The organism is Paraburkholderia sp. CI2 (assembly GCF_014201055.1).
GTDB lineage: Bacteria > Pseudomonadota > Gammaproteobacteria > Burkholderiales > Burkholderiaceae > Paraburkholderia > Paraburkholderia tuberum.
On the sequence record NZ_JACHDL010000011.1, the window covers coordinates 108,953 to 127,425 of the forward strand.

At 64.1% G+C, this 18,473-nt stretch carries 15 protein-coding genes and 1 pseudogene; 9 read left to right on the top strand and 7 right to left on the bottom strand.

Features of this window, described 5'->3' with window-relative positions:
- Positions 1-40: 40 nt before the first annotated feature.
- Together HDG32_RS17255 and HDG32_RS17260 are read left to right on the top strand one after the other, a co-directional pair.
- Positions 41-1,282 carry a TrkH family potassium uptake protein gene (locus HDG32_RS17255; RefSeq protein WP_260336499.1) on the top strand — a complete coding sequence of 414 codons (1,242 nt, stop codon included), beginning with the start codon at positions 41-43 and terminating at the stop codon, positions 1,280-1,282.
- The gene (locus HDG32_RS17260; protein ID WP_184069264.1) at positions 1,275-1,967 is read left to right on the top strand and encodes a TrkA family potassium uptake protein; all 693 of its coding nucleotides are present in this window, start codon (positions 1,275-1,277) and stop codon (positions 1,965-1,967) included. The genes HDG32_RS17255 and HDG32_RS17260 overlap by 8 nt, the downstream gene beginning before the upstream one ends.
- Before the next feature lie 26 nt (positions 1,968-1,993).
- On the opposite strand, the gene HDG32_RS17265 is transcribed toward HDG32_RS17260, so the two are convergent.
- A complete protein-coding gene (locus HDG32_RS17265) occupies positions 1,994-2,620 on the bottom strand; it encodes a glutathione S-transferase family protein (protein ID WP_184069266.1) in 627 nt (208 codons plus the stop codon).
- Between the two features lie 182 nt (positions 2,621-2,802).
- Between HDG32_RS17265 and HDG32_RS17270 the strand changes: the two genes are divergently transcribed.
- The gene (locus HDG32_RS17270; RefSeq protein WP_184069268.1) at positions 2,803-4,470 is read left to right on the top strand and encodes an ATP-dependent helicase; all 1,668 of its coding nucleotides are present in this window, start codon (positions 2,803-2,805) and stop codon (positions 4,468-4,470) included.
- A 40-nt stretch (positions 4,471-4,510) separates the two neighbouring features.
- Here the strand turns inward: HDG32_RS17270 and HDG32_RS17275 are convergent, their stop codons facing one another.
- Positions 4,511-5,458 (bottom strand): phosphoribosyltransferase, encoded by a 948-nt coding sequence (locus tag HDG32_RS17275; protein WP_184069270.1) that lies wholly within the window; start codon positions 5,456-5,458, stop codon positions 4,511-4,513.
- 270 nt (positions 5,459-5,728) lie between these two features.
- On the opposite strand from HDG32_RS17275, the gene HDG32_RS17280 reads away from it, so the two are divergent.
- The gene (locus tag HDG32_RS17280) at positions 5,729-6,298 is read left to right on the top strand and encodes a molybdopterin-dependent oxidoreductase (protein ID WP_184069272.1); all 570 of its coding nucleotides are present in this window, start codon (positions 5,729-5,731) and stop codon (positions 6,296-6,298) included.
- Positions 6,268-8,115, top strand: coding sequence for a hybrid sensor histidine kinase/response regulator (locus tag HDG32_RS17285; protein ID WP_184069274.1), 1,848 nt, complete (start codon positions 6,268-6,270; stop codon positions 8,113-8,115). Before HDG32_RS17280 ends, HDG32_RS17285 begins: the two co-directional genes overlap by 31 nt.
- A 51-nt stretch (positions 8,116-8,166) precedes the next feature.
- Here the strand turns inward: HDG32_RS17285 and HDG32_RS17290 are convergent, their stop codons facing one another.
- The 3 genes from HDG32_RS17290 to HDG32_RS17300 form a co-directional block, all read right to left on the bottom strand.
- A complete protein-coding gene (locus HDG32_RS17290; protein WP_090806040.1) occupies positions 8,167-9,021 on the bottom strand; it encodes a helix-turn-helix domain-containing protein in 855 nt (284 codons plus the stop codon).
- Between the two features lie 404 nt (positions 9,022-9,425).
- Positions 9,426-10,766 carry a type II toxin-antitoxin system HipA family toxin gene (locus HDG32_RS17295; RefSeq protein ID WP_184069276.1) on the bottom strand — a complete coding sequence of 447 codons (1,341 nt, stop codon included), beginning with the start codon at positions 10,764-10,766 and terminating at the stop codon, positions 9,426-9,428.
- Position 10,767: 1 nt separating this feature from the next.
- A complete protein-coding gene (locus HDG32_RS17300) occupies positions 10,768-11,022 on the bottom strand; it encodes a helix-turn-helix domain-containing protein (protein ID WP_090806037.1) in 255 nt (84 codons plus the stop codon).
- 150 nt (positions 11,023-11,172) lie between these two features.
- Between HDG32_RS17300 and HDG32_RS17305 the strand changes: the two are divergent.
- The 4 genes and pseudogenes from HDG32_RS17305 to HDG32_RS17320 all read left to right on the top strand — a co-directional run.
- Positions 11,173-11,433, top strand: a pseudogene (locus HDG32_RS17305) (hypothetical protein); the annotation flags it as partial.
- Positions 11,434-11,563: 130 nt separating this feature from the next.
- On the top strand, positions 11,564-12,496 hold the full coding sequence (gene lhpI / locus HDG32_RS17310) for a bifunctional Delta(1)-pyrroline-2-carboxylate/Delta(1)-piperideine-2-carboxylate reductase (RefSeq protein ID WP_184069278.1): 933 nt from the start codon (positions 11,564-11,566) through the stop codon (positions 12,494-12,496).
- A 235-nt stretch (positions 12,497-12,731) separates the two neighbouring features.
- On the top strand, positions 12,732-14,213 hold the full coding sequence (gene zwf / locus HDG32_RS17315; protein WP_090806032.1) for a glucose-6-phosphate dehydrogenase: 1,482 nt from the start codon (positions 12,732-12,734) through the stop codon (positions 14,211-14,213).
- A gap of 170 nt (positions 14,214-14,383) precedes the next feature.
- On the top strand, positions 14,384-15,529 hold the full coding sequence (locus tag HDG32_RS17320; protein WP_184069280.1) for a nucleoside hydrolase: 1,146 nt from the start codon (positions 14,384-14,386) through the stop codon (positions 15,527-15,529).
- A gap of 33 nt (positions 15,530-15,562) precedes the next feature.
- Here the strand turns inward: HDG32_RS17320 and HDG32_RS17325 are convergent, their stop codons facing one another.
- Positions 15,563-16,519 carry a LysR family transcriptional regulator gene (locus HDG32_RS17325; RefSeq protein ID WP_184069282.1) on the bottom strand — a complete coding sequence of 319 codons (957 nt, stop codon included), beginning with the start codon at positions 16,517-16,519 and terminating at the stop codon, positions 15,563-15,565.
- A gap of 739 nt (positions 16,520-17,258) precedes the next feature.
- The gene (locus HDG32_RS17330; protein WP_184069284.1) at positions 17,259-18,311 is read right to left on the bottom strand and encodes an NAD(P)-dependent alcohol dehydrogenase; all 1,053 of its coding nucleotides are present in this window, start codon (positions 18,309-18,311) and stop codon (positions 17,259-17,261) included.
- Positions 18,312-18,473 lie beyond the last annotated feature (162 nt).

Sequence of the window (18,473 nt, forward strand, 5' to 3'; positions counted from 1 at the left end):
CTTTGCGATTGCCGCAGGGACGCTCCTTTTGAGGTTGCCCTTGTCGCAGGCCAAAGGTGAGGCAGCGCCGTGGCTGAGCGCTTTTTTTACCGCTACCTCCGCGGTCTGCGTGACTGGACTCGTCGTTGTCGATACGGGCACCTACTGGTCAAGCTTTGGACAGTGGGTCATCCTCGGCCTGTTTCAGATTGGCGGTTTCGGTATGATGACCGCAGCCACCATGCTGGGACTCATGGTCAACCGGTCCTTGCCGCTGCGAGCGAAGCTGATCACCCAGGTCGAGACGCACACGCTCCGTCTCGGGGACATCGGCAGCGTGGCGCGCCTCGTGCTCGTCGTGACGCTCGTCACTGAACTGACCACGGCACTCTGGCTGACGGTCAGGCTTCATCTCGGGTACCACTTCCAATGGGGCGAGGCCGCATGGAGTGGATGGTTCCATGCGGTCTCCGCGTTCAACAACGCGGGCTTTTCAATTCACCCGGACAGTCTGATGCGCTATGCCGCCGACGCGTCGATGCTGGTACCGGTGATGGTCGCGATTGTCGTCGGCGGAATCGGGTTTCCGGTTCTGTACGATCTGCGGGAAAAACTTCGGGGTGCCCGTCGGCTTTCATTGCACACCAGGCTCACTTTAGTGGTCACGGGGGTGCTGCTGCTCGGCGGATTTCTTGCGTTGCTGCTGTTCGAATGGACCAATCCAAAAACCCTGGGTCCGATGCCGTTCGGTGAGAAGCTCCTTTCGGCAGCTTTCGCCTCGGTATCCGCGCGCACGGCGGGTTTCAACTCGCTCGACGTCGGCGCAATGCGTCATGAAAGCTGGGCCCTGCATTTCTTCCTGATGTTCGTTGGCGGGGGCAGCGCGGGGACGGCAGGGGGTGTCAAGATCGGCACCATCGCCATTCTGGCCTTGCTGGTGATCGCAGAGATCCGCGGGCGTGGCGATATCGAAGCGTTTGGGCGCCGTGTCAGCGTGTCGGCGCAGCGGCAAGCGATTACCGTGGTGGCGCTGGGTGCCGTGATGATCACGGTCGGCACACTGATCATTTTGCACATCACCGATTTTCCTACCGATCAGGTCATCTTCGAAGTTGTTTCGGCGTTCAGTACGGTCGGTCTGTCCACGGGTATCACGGGTGATCTGCCTGCGCCGGCACAGTTCGTGATCATCACGCTGATGTATGTCGGCCGGGTTGGAACCATTACCTTTGCAACGTCGTTAATACTGGTTGAGCGGCGTGCGCAATATAGCTACCCCGAGGAGCATCCAATTGTTGGCTGACCTGTTCAAGATTTCGCTCTCTTTTTCGAAAGGCGACAGTGTGGTCGTCATCGGTTTGGGGCGGTTCGGCTGTGCCGTGGCCCAGTCGCTGCTTCGGCTTGGCCATGACGTGATGGGAATCGACCGGGACGAGCAGCAGGTGCAGTTATGGGCGGACCGGTTGACGCATGCCGTCCAGGCCGATTCGACCAACGTGAATACCCTGCGCCAATTGGGCGTTGCCGACTTCCCTCATGCGATCGTGGGCATTGGAAGCGACCTGTCGGCGAGCCTGATGACCCTGATGGCCCTAACGGAACTTCAGATCAAGGACATCTGGCTGAAGGCGGTGACCACGGAACACGGCCAGATTGCCCAGCGCATCGGCGCGCATCACGTGGTTTATCCGGAAGCGGAAATGGGTGAACGGATCGCTCACCTGATCACAGGCCGAATCGTGGACTACGTTGAATTCGGCGAAGGATTTGCCGTCGCCACGATTCAGGCCCCGGTGCCGACACACAACCGTCCGCTCGCAGATTGCGGCGTTCTGGAGGCGTTCGGTGTCATGGTCATGGCCGTCAGGCGCGCTGGCGAAGAGTTCCAGCACGCGGGGCCTGACACCGTTGTTGTGCCGGGGGATCTGCTGATCGTGTCGGGCCCCGCGAGCAGGGTTGAAGAGTTTGCGGGTCGCGCGAATACCTGAACCGTTTCCGCCGACCCGCGCCATGCTCAGGTCAACGGGAAATCCACATACTTCTTGAACCCGGAACGCGTCGTGAGACGCGAATACCAGCGCTCCAGACTCGGCAGCGACGGCCGCTGCAAACCGTCGAGGCCGAACCAGCGCTTCGCGTACGCGCCGATCACGATATCGGCGAGCGTGAACTTGTCGCCTTCGAGAAAGAAGCGGCCCTGCAGATGCGTGTCGAGCAGGCGCCACAGGACGGTGACCGCCTTCGCGTCGGCGGCGAGTTTGGCGGCGTCGCGCTCGGTCTCGGGCGTGCGCACGAGGGTCCAGAACACGGGACGTTCCACAGGCTGCAGCGTCGACAGCGACCAGTCCAGCCAGCGGTCGATGCTCGCGCGCAGTTTCGGCTCGCCCGGATACAGCAGGCTCGATTCGCCGTATTGCATCGCCAGATAGCGCAGGATCGAGTTGGATTCCCACAGCACGAAGTCGTCGTCGACCAGCGTCGGAATCTTGCCGGTCGGGTTCATCGCGAGATAGTCGGGTTCGTTGTTGCGGCCGAATTGCAGGCCCGCGTCGATGCGGTCGAACGGCAGCACGAGTTCGTCGCAGCACCACAAGACCTTCTGGACGTTGACCGAATTGGCGCGTCCCCAGATCGTAATCATCCGGTAAATCCTTTTCTCTTACGGTTGGCAAGCCGCGCGGCGTGCGCGGCGTTCAGCCACTAACGATACACGATGTGCGCGCCTTTGCGCGACGGGCCGCCCGGCCGACATTGCGTTGCGTACAATGACCGCACTCCGGATTGCCCGCTGAAAACACGCATCCCAACTCATTGAGGCATCGCATGGCCCGCATTGTTCCCGACGACTGGAAGAGCCTCGAAGCGACCGGCGCGGCGGCGCGCGAACGTGAAACGCTCGCGCTGCTCGAAAAGGCACTGCCCGCCGACTACACCGTCTACCACGGCGTGCATTGGACGCGCCTGAACCAGAACTTCTCCGTGTTCGGCGAGGCCGATTTCGTGATCGTGAGTCCCGCCGGGCGCCTGCTGATCATCGAGCAGAAGACCGGCTTTCTGCGCGAAACGCCGAAGGGGCTCGTCAAGGTGTATCTGCAAACCGAGCGAAACGTCGCGATCGCGCTCGCGCATACGATCGAGAGTCTGCACCGGCGTTTTACCGCGGCGTTCGGCGCGGGCGCCTATTTCATCGAGGAACTGCTGTACTGTCCCGATCACATCGTCAAGGATGCGGCGATCGCCGGCGTGAATCCCGCGCGCATCGTCGACGCTACGCGGCGCGAGCGTCTCGCGGCGATCGTCCGCGAAGCGCTGCCGGCCGATGAACCGCGGCTTCCCTGCGCGGCGAAAATCCACCACTTTCTCGCCGACGAACTCGCGTTGACGCCCGACACGAGCGCGCTCGTCGGGCAGGCGGGCATGCTCGTCACGCGCCTTTCGGGCGGACTTGCGACATGGGCCCGGCGGCTCGAATTCGCGCCGTTCCGTTTGCGCGTGATTGGCACGGCGGGCTCCGGCAAGACGCAACTCGCGGTGCAGGTGATGAAGGACGCGGTCGCGCGCGGCGAGCGGCCGTTGTACGTGTGCTTCAACCGACCGCTCGCCGATCACATCGCGCGGGTCGCGCCGCCGGAGGCGAAAGTCGCGAACTATCACCAGCTTTGCGACTGGATCGCGCGCGACGCGGGCCGCGCGCCCGATTTCCGGTCGGCGCAGGTGTTCGATCAACTGGAGGCCGTATTCGCCGACACGCCGATCGAACCGCGCTGGCAATTCGACGTACTGATCGTCGACGAAGGGCAGGATTTCCAGCAGCCATGGTTTGCCGCGCTCGAGCGGCTGCTGCGGCCGGGCGCCGCGCGGTGGTGGCTCGAAGACCCACTGCAGAATCTGTACATGCGTGAGCCGGTCTCGTTGCCCGGCTGGACCACGCTGAGAGAAACCACCAATTACCGCAGTCCTCGCGACATCCTCGATTATCTGCGCGACGTGCTGGGCGCGTCGGTGCCGCTGGCCGCGGCACTTACGTCGGGCAGTCCGTTCGACGGCTCCGAGGTTTCGGTGTCGGTCTACGACGAAGCGCAGGGCGCCGATAGCAGTATCGACGCAACCAAGCGCGCCATCACGCAGGCGCTATCGCTCGGTTTTCGCAAGCAGGACATCGCGGTGCTGTCGTTCCGCGGCCGCGAGGGCTCGGCGATGAGCGCGCTCGATCATCTCGGACCGCATCGGCTGCGCAGTTTCACCGGCAAATACGATCTGTTCGGCAACCCGGAGTATCGTGAAGGCGACGTGCTGTTCGAGTCGATCTACCGCTTCAAGGGGCAGGCGGCGCCGTGCGTGATCTTCACCGAGATCGACTTCGACGCGTTCGACGAACGCAGCGCGCGCAAGCTGTTCGTCGGCGCGACGCGCGCGACGATGAAGCTGATCGTCGTCGCGTCGCAGCGGGCCGCGCGGCATTTGCAGTTGCGCGAGGCGAAGGACAGGTAGCGGCGGCGTTCGGGCGCTGCGCCCACAAGGAACGTTGCGCTCAACTCCACGCCCTTGCGCTCACCAAAATCCCCGTGCGCGTCAGCGCATCCCACCAGATCACGCGCAGCAGCGGCGCTTGCTGCGCGATCAGCAGCGCCTGCACCGGATCGCTTTCGACGAAGTGCGTGACAGCCGCGCGCAGCGCCGCGCTCGCCTTGTGCGCGGCCGCGCCGGCGGGGCTGTCGTCGTGCAGGCCGGGCGTGCGCATCGCCAACTGCATGTGAGCGAAGCCGTGTCGCGCGAGCCACGCTTCGGTGCGCGCGCGATCCATCTCCGGGCGGCCCGTGATGATCGTGCGCACCTGCTGCAGGTCGATGCCGGGCAGCACCTCGAACGGCAGCAGCGCGTCGCGCTCGGCGAGCGCGGCGGCGAGGTCCTCGTCGTAGCGCGCGAGCGGTACGTCGGGCAGCAGGATGCCGTCGAGGTCGATCGCGTAGGCCGCGTACTCGTGGTCGTTGGCCATCGCGGGCGCGGCGCCGGCTTCGACGCGCGCCCAGTCGTCGCGGTAGCGCTCGGTGTACGCCTGGCGCTCCCATGGAAAGAGGGCGAAGTAGCCGCGCACATCGATCGCGTAGTCGGGCTGTGCGCGGCTCAGATCATCGACCGCGGCGGTCAGGGTTTTGACTTCGAGCCCGTGCGCCTGCAGAAACGCGATGCAATCGACGAGCGTAAAACCGCGTCCCGCGATGTCCTCGCACAACAGCACTTTCGATCCGGCGGGCGGGATCGGCAGCGTCGAATCCCATGCGACCGCGCGCGTCTGGCGGTCGTAGCGCAGGAACCCGACCGGCGCGCCGACCGCGTGCGACACCATCAGCGCGAGCGGCGCGCCGCCGCGCAGAATCCCCAGCGCCATCGAGAAATGCTCGGCGAGCAACACGGGTTGCAGCGATTCGATCCAGTGATCGAGCTGTTCGTACGTCAGAGGCAGGACCGGCTTGTTCATGACTATCGAGGCGCCGCGTGGCGCGATGGAAGGCAATGGTCCGCGGGGATGCGCGCGCGGCGCGCGCTGACGCACTGGCGCGACATCGCGGGTCCCCGTTTTTGAGTCAGCGCATTTTGGCGATATTATGCATGCGGGTCAAAGGTCGCGTGTCGGGGTGGCACGCGTTTGACGGCACGGTACGGCGCAACACTTCGCGCGGCATGAGATCGGCTGACCGTGGCGCGGCCCGCGGTCCGGCGAATCAACGAAATCGGATAAAAAAAGCAAATGGCCAATCTGATTGCAACGCTGTGCAACGCAGCCAGCGGAACCGGTGTGCCCTGGCGGATGCGCTGGCTGACGGGGCTGGCGGGACTGATCGTCGGGCTTTCCGTCTGTTGCGCGCATGCGCAGCCGGGCGCGCGGCAGTCGCCGGCGCTGGCGCTCGACGTGCAGGGCAAGATCGCCAATACCAACGACGCCGCGCATCGCACCTATCACTTCAACGAGGCTCAACTGCTCGCGCTGCCCGTGCATACGATCACGACCTCGACCACCTGGACGCCGCGCTCGACGTTCACCGGGCCCAGGCTCGCCGACATCCTGAAGGCCGTCGGCGCGCACGGCACCCAGATCGAACTCCACACGTTCGACGACTACACCTACACCGTGCCGGTGTCGGACTGCGAACGCTACGGCGTGATCGTCGCGTACAGCATGAACGGCCAGCGCCTGAAACTCAGCGACTTCGGGCCGCTGTTTCTGATCTATCCGCGCGACGCTTTTCCAGATGAACTGACTGGCGCGGTCGGCGACTCGAAATTCGTATGGCAGATCAAGGCCCTCATCGTCAAATAGCGCGCCGTCCGTGGCGGCGCGTGTTGAACGTGCTGATCTGGCTGATGGCGCTCGCGGCGCCCGCCGGCGCGATCGGCTATCTGCTCTATGCGAACCTGTTGAACCCGCGCGCGACCGAGCAGCTGACCGGTACCTACGACGGTTTCTACTGGGACGCCGCGCAACTGCAGATCGCGTACGCGCGCTTCGAGAACCAGCTGCTGCTGTATCAGTCCGGTGCCGACGACGACTATCAGCAGTTGCAGCTGCGCTTCCAGCTGCTGCAATCGAAGCTGCGCGTGATGGCCGGCTCGACGCATCGGCTCTCCGCGCAGCTCGCTCTGTTGCAACGGCAGCTCGACGAAATCAAGACGCTCCAGACTGTGCTCGCCGACATCGAGCCCGAGATCGAGGTACTGCAGCGCGACCGTGCGCGTGCCGCGCGGATCGACGCGCAGCTGCGCCAGCACTGGAGCGAGGTCAACGATCTCGCGCTGTCGCGCCGTTTCGCCGATGTGGCCGACCGCGAGGCGATGAACCGCGATTTCATCGACAAGCGCCGCATTCTGTTCGCGGGCGGTCTGGTGCTGCTATTGCTGTCGGCGGCGGCGACGCTGCTGCTCGTGCTCAACGGCCGGCGCCGCACGCGGCTGATGCGCCAGCAGCGCGCGGCGCTGGAAGCCGAGCATCAGGCGAGCCGCGCGGCGCGCGAGGCGAGCCTCGCGAAGGATGCGTTTCTCGGCATGATCGGCCATGAGCTGCGCACGCCGTTGCATGCGATCGTCTCGTCGGTGGAACTGCTCGGCTTCAACTATCACTCCGAGGCCGACCGCAAGGTGATCCAGCGGCTCGAGACCGCGGCGCGCCATCTCGAGGCGCAGATGAAGGACCTGACCGACTACGCGCGCCTTGGCGCCGGCAAGCTCGAACTGCGGCACCAGCATTTCGAGCCGCGCGAGCTGCTGGCGTCGATCGTCGATGAACACACGATCTCCGCCAGGACGCACGGGCTCGAGCTCCAAAGCGAGGCGAGCGGCGCGAGCGGGCTCGTCGAGTCGGACCCGCACCGCATCCGGCAGATCGTCAACAACCTCGTCACCAACGCGATCCGCTACACCGAGACCGGCACGGTGCGCGTCGAACTGCGGCAAGAGCCGGCGCTGCTGGTTTTCGTCGTCAGCGATACGGGGCCGGGCGTGCCGTCCGAACAGATCCCGCTGATCTTCGAGGAGTTCACGCAGCTCGACGCGTCGCGCACGCGCCGCTTCGAAGGCGCGGGGATGGGGCTCACGATCGTGCAAGGGCTCGTGAAGCTGTTCGGCGGCACGGTGGATGTCGCGAGCACGGTCGGCGAGGGCACCAGCTTCACGGTGACGATCCCGGTCGTGCCGGTCGCAACCGTCGAGCCGGCCGAGGTCGCGGAGCAAGCCGAGCCGGACGGCGCGCAGCCGTGCGTGCTGATCATCGACGATAACCGGCTGATCCGCGAGTCGCTCTGCGAAATGGTCGCGCACATGGGCTACGACTCGCTCGCACTCGGCAATGCCAACGACGCGCTCGCGTGGCTCGACACCCACCGCTGCGAAGTGGTGCTGCTCGATCTGCACATGCCGGAGCGCGATGGCTACACGTTTCTCGAAGACTTCGCGACGCGCGACGGACCGTCGGCGGGCGTGCCGGTGATCGTGGTCAGCGCGTACGCGCCGGAGGTCGTGCGGGATGGCGAAAGTGGCGCGACTGGTGTGCCGTCGGTGTTCGAGGCGCTGTTAAAGCCGGTCCATTACGAGGATCTGAAGCACGCCCTGCAGCGGGCGCTGGCGGCGCGGCATCAGGCGTGAGCGCGTGAAGGCGGCGCTGCCGCGAACGGGGCGCGCATCGGCGCCCGCGCTTTAGGGGCGGTTCAGCCGCTTCGACAGATCGGCCACGAGGATCGCCATGCGCGCGGGCTTCTCGTAGCACGCGACGTCGTAATCGCGGATCACCTCGCTGATCTCCGATTCGCTGGCCTTGCCGGTCAGCAGTTCGCCGGTGAGCACGAAGATCGGCGCGTCCGGGTTCTCCGACGCGCGCACCGCGCGAATCGCGGCCGCCGAGGTCTGCGAGCCGAACAGCCAGTCGATGATCACGCCGTCGAACACCTGCGTCTGCAACTGCTCGCTGAAGGCCGCGAGCCCATAGATCGCGACCGCCGTGAAGCCGCTGCGCTCCAGATAATCGCGCAGGTTATCGGCGCTTGCACGATCGTCGTCGACCACCGCGATGGCCGGCTTGTCGGTCTCGGCGCGGCGCGGATAGATCTCGATCTTGTGGACTTCGTACGCGCTCTGATACAGCGCGCCATCATGACGCGAGACGCGCCATTGACCGAGCCGCGAATAGGCGACGAATTCCGGGCGGCTACCCGGTTCGAGCGCCGCGCCGACCCACGCGGTGCAGGCGATTTCGGTCGCGCCGATGCAGAACACCGCCTCCTGGGCGATCGCGCCGACGACGCCCGGATCGAGCGACTGCGCGCCGAACAGCTGCGCTGCGGGTTCGTCGAATACCTCGGCGACTTTCTTGATCTGCGACAGCGTCCACGGACTATTGCCGCGCAGTTTGCGGTGCCCCTGAGAAAAACTCAGATCGAGGATGCGGCATAGCTCCGTGGTTTGCTGTCGCTTGCCGATTCCATGCCTGCTCATCAACTCGCGCACGCGCTCGGCAACCGCGATGGAGTCGGGTGAGTGTGTTTCGTTGGCCATGCTGCGTGAAAATCCGCCGGGTTAAAAGGTACATCTGGAGCGCGGTCGGCAGGCGCAAACCGACCCTGCGCATGCTATGCGCATGAATCGGCCACCAGGGACAGCAAATGTACCGTAAAAAAATTCACCATTTATGATTTTGTCAGACCGGCCGCCGAGTCCGCTGATGCAAGCGACGCCATGGCCGTGCCGGTGACTTTTGATGCATTGAGCATCAAAAGGCATTCTACCGGTGAAACGATGACGAAACCGTAGGGAATCCACGAATGAGTAGTGCGCAAGGCGACGGATCCGGCTGCTTGCCGCAAAGCCCGGCAGGTCCGCCCTCGCGGAGAAGCCAGGCGAGAGGCGCAATGAAAGTTTGTCCGGAGGGATCGGGTTGCGCCGGCACGCGCGGTCCGCGTTCAGCTTGCCGGCATCGTGTCGAGCCGGGCCGCCGAATTTTGAAGCCCTTTGAAAATCCGCTCGGCGACCTTGCCCGGAAAGCGCTCGGGCAACTCCGCCGACACCCGCTCGATCACGCCAGGTGTCTGCTCGATCAGACGCTGGAGCAGCGGCTCGGCGTCGGCGCCGTACGAGCACTTCAACGCCATCGCGTTGAAGTGTCGCCGCTGCACGTCGCGAAACGCATCGTGCTTGCTGCGCGACCATAGACCCATCGCAAGCCGCGCCTTGTACCACGACCACTGGTTCGGGCCGTTGCCCTCGACCGGCCAGATCGACATCACGTCGTAAAGCGGCGTCAGACGGTACTGGCCACCGGCGAGCAGGCGGATGCTGAAGTTCTTCGCGTGGCCGTCCGGCGCGGCCAGCATCCAGAACAGGATCTGGCTCGCGAGCAGGGTCTCGATGTCCTGCCGCGCCTCGACCGATTGCTGCAGAATCCGCGCGAGGTCGAGCACGCCGGGGCCGCCCTCGTTTTCGTACTTGCGATGCGACGGCACGCCGTACACCTGGCAGAAATCTTCCTGCGGCAGACGCAGCAGCCAGCGGCCGCTCGAATGCATCTGCCGGTCGAAGCGTTCGACGGCGAGCACGCGCTGCTTGCCGAACCTGAGCACCTCGGCGTTCGCGACCGGCAGGCCGAACGCGCGCAGAATCCGCAGACACAGCCACTCGTTTTCGACCGACGTGCTGAGATCGGCGAGCCGGTTGCCGACCAGCCCGAGCGGCAGCTTGAAGATATGCGTGGTCGGCGTCGCGCCGTGCGGCCGTTGCCATTGGCCGTCGTGCCACAGCAGCGCGGTTTTCTCCTGCGCGCCGGCGAGCGAGATGCGGAAGTCGTCAAATTCGTCGGGCGCGCCGAGCGTCGGTTTGCCGACCGTCTGCGCGAGCAGCGCCTCGATGTCGTCGTCGGAAAGCGGCGTGCCTTCGATACGCTGGACCCCGGCCGGCGCGTCGTCTTCGGCGAGCAGCTGGACCGCGCCGACGCAGTCGCGGCCGATGGCCTGCAGCAGGTCGAACGCGTCGAGCGTTTCGGTCCGGTAGCGCTGCGCGATGCGTTTGCGGATCACGTCGCTGTCGGGCAGCAGGTTGTCGAAGTAGTTGAGCACCCGCGGCCCTTTGTGCGTCATGTTGCCGGGCGTGAACGGCAGCGACAGCGACAGCGGACGACCCGCGGGCGACGCGATCCAGGCGGCGTCGTAGGCGAACTCCATCGGGCCGCGCGCGGGCAGCCGCCAGAGCCCGACGCGCTCGCCGTTGGCCCACACCGACAATGCCTTCGAAGCGGTTTGCCGGGCCATCTCACCACTCGACGTTCGGTGCCGGCTCGGAGCTCGGCTGATTTTTGTCGCGCAACTGCAGTTGCAGGCCGTAGGCGCCGCACAGCGCGAGCAGTTGGGTGAGCGTGAGCCCGCTCGCATCGGTTTCGAGCGCGGAAATGCGGCTTTGGCTCACGCCGACGCGCGCGGCGGCCTCGGTCTGCGTGAGGCCGGCCTGGCGGCGGCTGGCCGCCAGCAACTGCGCGAGCTGGTCCGACGTGGCGATCAAATGGAGCATGGCGGATTATCTGCGAGACGAATAAATGCAATTTATGCGTGAGACGAATATTTGTCAAATATTTGCGTGACGCATAATCGACGAATATTCGTGTGACGGATAATCGGGTATTCCGGCAGGCGCCGGCTGCGACCAGCCGCGGTGCCGACGTCACTCGAGGAGATCGCGGCGCGGCTCGACGACGATACGCTCGCGATCGTGTCGGTGAGTCCCGAGATCCGCTATCCGGAGCGGACGAACCAGCGGCGGGGCGGTCATCTGATCCTGCTGCACGGGCGGGATCGCGACGGCGTGTGGTTTCACAACCCGTCGGGCGTCGCGCCGCATCAGTCCGACGTGTACCTGCCGTTCGCGACGATGTCGCGTTTCCATGCAGGGCGGGGGATGACGCTCAGCCGCGGCACGAGCTAGCCGGCGCGCTGGGCATGAAGCGGAGTTCGCGATTCGGCGGCCAGTAGACGTCCACACGACTGGTCAATTTTTTCGCGCTCGGTTACGGTGACGTCATGCCCACTCCATCCCCCATTGGATCGTTCCGCCCATGACCCGCCCGACCACGCAGATCTTCGACGCCGCCGCCACCGCGCGGCTGATGCCTTACGCAGCGCTTGTCGACGCGTTGAGGCGCGCTAGCATCGACTACGCGCAACGACGCATCGTGAGCCCCGAGCGGCTCGTCGTGCCGCTGAACACCGGCGGCATCATGCTGTCGATGCCCGCCACCGCGCCCGATCTCGCGATCCACAAGGTCGTCAATGTGTGCGCGAGCAACGGCGCGCGCCATCTGCCGACGATCCACGGTCAGGTCATGGCCTTCGATGCCGACACCGGCGAGACGCTGTTCATCCTCGATGGTCCGACAGTGACGGGGCGCCGGACCGCGGCGATGTCGATGCTCGGCATCGCGACGTTCGCTGCGGGCGCGCCGCGTGAATTCCTGCTGATCGGCACCGGCACGCAGGCGCTCAATCATCTGGAAGCGATCGGCGAACTGTTTCCCGACGCGCGCGTGTGGGTCAAGGGCAGCGCGCCCGCGCGCGCCGAAGCGTTCTGCGCGGCGCAGCGCGGCAAGGTGCGTGAGCTGCGGCCGCTCGCGGATGCGGACGCGACGATTCCCGCTTCGGTCGACGTCGTGATCGCGTTGACCACGAGCAAACAGCCGGTCTACGACGAGACGGCGCGCGCCGAGCGGCTCGTGATCGGCGTCGGCGCTTTCACGCCGCAGATGGTCGAGATCGGCGCGACTACGATCGCGGGCAGCGCGCTGTTCGTCGACGATCAGGCTGGCGCAATGCACGAGGCCGGCGATTTCATCCAGGCCGGTGTCGATTGGGCGCGGGTGGGCGGGATCGCCGCGGTGCTCGAGCAGACGCAGCCCTTGCCGGCGGGGCCGGTGGTGTTCAAGAGCGTAGGCTGCGCGGCGTGGGATCTGGCCGCGTGCCGGGTCGCGCGTGACGCGCTGGCGCGCGGCTGACCGTCAGCGGCCCAACCGGCAAATATCGCGCAAAATATCCCGAAAAAACGACTGTCTGGCGCGCAAGGTTGGCAACTTGCGCTAACCTGCGGCAGATGCTGCCGTGCAAACTATCTCAAAACGTTGCACCATAGATGTTTGCCGGAAAAAGCGCCATAGCGGACGTGAGCCGTAGCCCGTCCGCCCGCCGCCGATTCCTGATCGACGCCTTCCCCCTAGACGCTGCGACCGTGCCATGACGACCCAACAAGCTCCTGCCACACCCGACCTCCCGCTCGACATGATCATCTTCGGCGGCACCGGCGACCTGTCGTTCCGCAAGCTGCTGCCCGCGCTTTACATGGCGCATCTGCACTGCAACCTGCCGCCCGACACCCGCATTCTGACGATCGGGCGCAAGCCCTGGTCGCGCGAGGAATACATCAGCGAATTCATGGAGCAGAAGGCCAAGCCCTTCATCGACGAAAAAGCGTTCGACGCGTCGGCGTGGGACAAATTCCTCGCGATTTTCGAGTACGTGCGGATGGACGTCGATGCGGCCGAGGACTACCTGCGCCTGAAGGAAGCGTCGCGTGACGGCGTGAACCGCGTGTTCTATCTGGCGACGTCGCCGGATCTGTTCACCCATATCTGCGACAACCTGTCGTCGGCCGGGCTCGTCGACGGCAATTCGCGGGTGGTGCTCGAAAAGCCGCTCGGCCACGATCTCGCGTCCGCTCAGGAGATCAACAACGCGGTCGGCAAGCATTTCGAAGAAGCGCAGATCTACCGGATCGACCACTACCTCGGCAAGGAAACCGTGCAGAACCTGATGGTGCTGCGCTTCGGCAATCCGATTTTCGGGCCGCTGTGGCAGGCGCCGTACATCAAGAGCGTGCAGATCACAGTGGCCGAAACGGTCGGCGTGGGCAGCCGCGCGGGGTTCTACGACAAGACCGGCGCGCTGCGCGACATGGTGCAGAACCACCTGCTGCAACTGCTGTGCATCGTCGCGATGGAGCCGCCGGTGTCGCTCGATCCCGACGCGGTGCGCGACGAAAAGCTGAAGGTGCTGCGCTCGCTGCGGCCGATGACGCCCGAGGACATCGCGCGCGACACGGTGCGCGGCCAGTACACGGCGGGCGCGGTGGATGGCGAGGCGGTCAAGGGCTACCTCGAGGAAGACAACGTGCCGGCGGGCAGCCGCGCCGAAACCTTTGTCGCGTTGCGCGCGCGGATCAACAACTGGCGCTGGGCCAACGTGCCGTTCTTCCTGCGCACCGGCAAGCGGATGCAGAAGAAGCTGTCGGAGATCGTCATCGAATTCTCCGATCTGCCGTTCTCGATCATCCCGAGCGGTGGACGAACCTACGGCAATCGTCTGGTGATCCAGTTGCAACCCGAAGAGTCGATCCAGTTGCAGGTGCTCGCGAAAGAGCCGGGCAGCGGCATGCACATGCTGCCGGTGAGCCTGAACCTCGACCTGCAGCAGGCGTTCACCGAGCGTCGCGCGGAAGCCTATGAGCGGCTTCTGATCGACGTGATCCGCGGACGTCTGACGCACTTCATGCGCCGCGACGAACTCGAAGCGGCATGGGCGTGGGCCGAGCCGATTCTCGAAGGCTGGGCGAAGTCGGGCGAGCGGCCGCGCTCATATTCGGCGGGCACGTTCGGACCGGCGGCATCGACCGCGTTGATGACGCGGGAGAACGCCGTGTGGGCGGAGGAATCGCAGTAACGGGCTTTTGACAGCGCGCTATTCGAAGCGGCTCGCGACGTTGCAGTGGCGTCGCGAGCCGCTTTTGCGTGTGCTGTCGTTGCCGCGCTGATCATTCGTCATTCATACGGCTTGCGCCTATGATGGTTTCCTTGTCCGCGTCACTCAGCGGCATTCCAAACGGGGCATCGATGGGGCGAATTCTCGTGGCATTGATCTGGGCGGCAAGCGTGGCAATCACACTCGATCTCACGGCTTGCGCCAGCAGCAGTCTCGATGCCCGGAGCGATCCGCCGAAGGTGATCATCGACAGCGACTACAACACGCTCGGCGACGACGGCCAGCTCGGGGTGATGGCCGCGCAATTGCAGGCGCAGGGCTCGCTGAAAGTGCTCGGCATTACCGTGGTGTCGGGCAATCAGTGGCTGAAGCAAGGTGTTGCCGATGCGCTGAAATCGGTCGAACGACTCGGCGTCGAACAACAGATCGGCGTCTATGCGGGCGCCAACTACGCACTGACGCACGACTTCAAAACGATCCAGCGGGAACTGAAGGAATTCCCCGGCGGCGATGGCTATGTTGGCGCATGGGGCAAGCCCGAGCCGAAATCGGCTAGCGACCTCGTCGCGCCGCCGGACGGCTTCGCGACGCACACGAAGGTGCAGAGCCAGAGCGCGATCGACTTCATCGCCGAATCGGTCAAGCGGTACCCGGGCGAGGTGACGATCCTCGCGATCGGCCCGCTGACCAACATCGCGTTGGCCACGCGCGAGCATCCCGAGATCGTGCCGCTGATCAAGCAGATCATTTACATGGGCGGCGCGATCGACGTGCGGGGCAATACCATGCCCACCGCCGAATTCAACTGGTGGTTCGATCCCGCAGCGGCGAAAGCGGTGCTGCGTCTGCCGATCAAACAGACGGTGATTCCGCTCGACGTGACGGATACCGTGAAAATGGATAAGGCACTGTACGATCGCGTCGCGCACGATCCGGCGAAGCAGACCATCATCACGCAACTGTTCAGGACGCTGAACGGCTACGGATACGACGGCAAGAACGGCTTCGAGACCAATCCGAACTACACGACGAACATCTGGGACACCCTGACGCTCGCCTATCTGATGCATCCGTCGTTCGCGACGCAGACCGTCGAGGAGTGGGTGGATGTGGATACAGGCTTCGGCGCCGACGATGGCAAGGCAAGGGGCTACACGAGTTCGCCGCCGCCGGGTTTGCAGAAGATGACGGTCGTCAAACGATTTGATAATCCGGCGTTTTTTAATTTCTATGTCGATCTGCTGACGCGGCCGGTGCCGGTGCGGCCGTTGGACTAGTCAACGCGCGAGCGCCGCGCGCCCGCACCCGCTTCACGCGGGATGCAGGCCGCGCAGCAACTGACGCACGCGCGACAGATCCTGCTCGACGTGCCCGGCTTTCTCGAACAGCTCCGCGAGCCAATCGACGAACGCGCGCACGCGCGGCGACACGCGGCGGTTCTTCACATACGCGACCGAGACCGGCATCGGCACGGGTTTCCATTGCGGCAGCACTTCATGCAGCAAGCCCGAATCGAGGTAAGGCTGCGCGGCGATGCGCGCGGGCTGGATCATGCCGAGGCCTTGCAGTCCGCAGGTCAGGTACGCCTGTTCGTCGCTGACTTGTACGAAGCCGTTGAGCTTGACCTTGCGCGCTTCACCGCTCACTTCGAAATCGAAGTCGCATTCGCGGCCGCTATGCGGCGACACGCAGTTGACCGCGACGTGCGCGCGCAGCTCATCGAGATCGGCGGGCGTGCCGTGGCGGGCCAGGTAGGCCGGACTCGCGCAGGTGACCTGATCGAGCGTGCCGAGTTGCCGCGCGACGAGATTGGAATCGGGCAATTCACCGAGCTGGATGCTGCAGTCGATTGCTTCGGAGACCAGATCGACGGTGCGGTTGCTGACGCCGATCGCGAGGTCGAGGTTCGGGTAACGGGTGTGGAAGTCGTCTAGCGACGGCAGCACGATTGCACTCGCTACCGCGCTGGGCATTTCGATGCGGAGGCGGCCGGTGAGGTTGTCGGTCGAATTGCGGAGGCTGGCTTCCATTTCGTCGATGTCGGCCAGGATTTGCGCGCAGCGTTCGTAGTAGGCGGCGCCCTCCGGCGTGATGCTCAGGCGGCGCGTCGTACGGACTAACAGCGCTGTGCCCAGCAGGGCTTCCAGGTTCTGGACGATCGTCGTCGCCGTTGCACGCGGAATGTTTAATGACTCCGCTGCGCGGGTGAAGCTGTTGGTGTCCACAATTCGGATGAATGTGCGCATTGCAGTTATTCTGTCGATCACTGGGATGCTCCAAATGGTTTTCTGTTTTTTTGCCTGCGGCGGATTTGTCTTTGTTCTTAGGGCGTTGGCCTTTCCTTGATTTCTTGTCGGTCTATTGGCGTTGCCCCTGTGCGGGGCGGCACCTACTTTCTTTGCTGCTGCAAAGAAAGTAGGCAAAGAAGACAGCTCAAACCGCTAATTCTTAAGCGGGCACCGTGCTCCACGAATGGCAGTGGTGCATCTGGAATCCGTCCCCCCGCACATTCCACGGCAGTGACAAAGCCGTCATCCATCCCACTCCGCACTACGTGCGTCGCGGACGGGTATGCAAGGAAAACCAGAGTGTTTTTTTAGGTTGGTGAGGCCATCGGCTGCGCCTCGGCGACGCGCCGAAACGACCAATGGTTTGAGAACCGCGCTTCGGCGCGCGCAGCGCCGCCGGAAGAATGACGGCCTTGTCACTAACGCGGAGTGTGCGAAAACACAGATTCCAGATGCACCACTACCCGCGGTGGACAAAGGGACCCGCTTAAGAGTTAGCGGTTTAAAGCTGTCTTCTTTGCCTACTTTCTTTGCAGCAGCAAAGAAAGTAGGTGCCGCCCCGCACAGGGGCAACGCCAATAGACCGACAAGAAATCAAGGAAAGGCCAACGCCCTAAGAACACAGAAAAAGGGCGAAGGCAAAAAAACACAACAACAAAACAGAACCCCGCGCCGCAGGCGCAAAAAAACCACCCGCTGCGCGGCCAAAAAGTTGCTATTACTTCCGCATCGAATCCATATCAACCACAAACCGATACTTCACATCGCTCTTGAGCATGCGCTCATACGCTTCATTGATCTTCTGCATCGGAATCATTTCAATATCAGAAGTAATGCCATGCTCGCCACAGAAATCGAGCATCTCCTGCGTCTCGGCAATACCGCCAATCAGCGAACCAGCAAGGCGCCGCCGCTTGAAGATCAGATTGAACACCTGCGGCGACGGATGATCGTGCTCCGGAGCGCCCACCAACGTCATCGTCGCGTCACGCTTGAGCAGATTCAAAAACGGATTCAGATCATGCTGCGCAGCCACCGTATTGAGAATGAAATCGAAGCTATTCACATGCGCTTCCATCTCCTGCGGATTCTTCGAAACCACGACTTCATGCGCGCCAAGCCGCTTCGCATCCTCGATCTTCGACGGCGAGGTCGTAAACAGCACGACATGCGCGCCCATCGCCCGAGCCAGCTTCACACCCATATGGCCGAGTCCACCGAGGCCGACAATCCCGACCTTCTTGCCCGGGCCCACGCCCCACGTGCGTAGCGGCGAATACGTCGTGATGCCCGCGCACAGCAGCGGCGCGACACCCGCGGGGTCCAGATTCTGCGGCACGCGCAGCGTGAAAGCCTCATCGACGACCAGTTGCGTCGAATAGCCACCGTAAGTGACCTGTCCGTCGACGCGATCGACACCGTTATACGTGCCCACCCAACCGTTCTCGCAATACTGCTCGAGACCTTCCGCGCAGCTCGAACAGTTGCGGCACGAATCGACCAGACAGCCGACCGCGACCAGTTCACCGACCTTGTACTTCGTCACGTTCGGACCAACCGCGGTCACACGGCCTACGATCTCGTGGCCCGGCACGACCGGGTAGATCGTGTTCTTCCATTCGTTGCGCGCCTGATGCAGGTCGGAATGGCACACGCCGCAGTACAGCACTTCCATCTGCACGTCATGGGCGCGGGGTGCGCGGCGCTGGATTTCAAATGGGGCGAGCGGCGCGGTGGCGTCGGTCGCTGCATAGGCATACGTCGTGCTCATGGATAGCTCCAGCAAAGAGGGTGATGGCGCAACATGCGACGCGCCGACGATGCGCAACACTGGGTTGCGGATGCGGCGGGCCGCAGCATGAACCGGGATCGGGGCGCGAGCGTTTGGGGGCCGCCGTTGGCAAGCTGTCGGCGCATGGCGGTCGATGACCGC

Bases quoted from the DNA above. Each gene is read 5' to 3' on its own strand.
- HDG32_RS17270 (WP_184069268.1), top strand. From the start codon at position 2,803: ATGGCCCGCATTGTTCCCGACGACTGGAAGAGCCTCGAAGCGACCGGC.
- lhpI (WP_184069278.1), top strand. From the start codon at position 11,564: ATGACCCGCCCGACCACGCAGATCTTCGACGCCGCCGCCACCGCGCGG.
- HDG32_RS17295 (WP_184069276.1), bottom strand. From the start codon at position 10,766: ATGGCCCGGCAAACCGCTTCGAAGGCATTGTCGGTGTGGGCCAACGGC.
- HDG32_RS17280 (WP_184069272.1), top strand. From the start codon at position 5,729: ATGGCCAATCTGATTGCAACGCTGTGCAACGCAGCCAGCGGAACCGGT.
- HDG32_RS17290 (WP_090806040.1), bottom strand. From the start codon at position 9,021: ATGGCCAACGAAACACACTCACCCGACTCCATCGCGGTTGCCGAGCGC.
- HDG32_RS17285 (WP_184069274.1), top strand. From the start codon at position 6,268: ATGGCAGATCAAGGCCCTCATCGTCAAATAGCGCGCCGTCCGTGGCGG.
- HDG32_RS17265 (WP_184069266.1), bottom strand. From the start codon at position 2,620: ATGATTACGATCTGGGGACGCGCCAATTCGGTCAACGTCCAGAAGGTC.
- HDG32_RS17275 (WP_184069270.1), bottom strand. From the start codon at position 5,458: ATGAACAAGCCGGTCCTGCCTCTGACGTACGAACAGCTCGATCACTGG.
- HDG32_RS17300 (WP_090806037.1), bottom strand. From the start codon at position 11,022: ATGCTCCATTTGATCGCCACGTCGGACCAGCTCGCGCAGTTGCTGGCG.
- HDG32_RS17330 (WP_184069284.1), bottom strand. From the start codon at position 18,311: ATGAGCACGACGTATGCCTATGCAGCGACCGACGCCACCGCGCCGCTC.
- HDG32_RS17320 (WP_184069280.1), top strand. From the start codon at position 14,384: ATGGGGCGAATTCTCGTGGCATTGATCTGGGCGGCAAGCGTGGCAATC.
- zwf (WP_090806032.1), top strand. From the start codon at position 12,732: ATGACGACCCAACAAGCTCCTGCCACACCCGACCTCCCGCTCGACATG.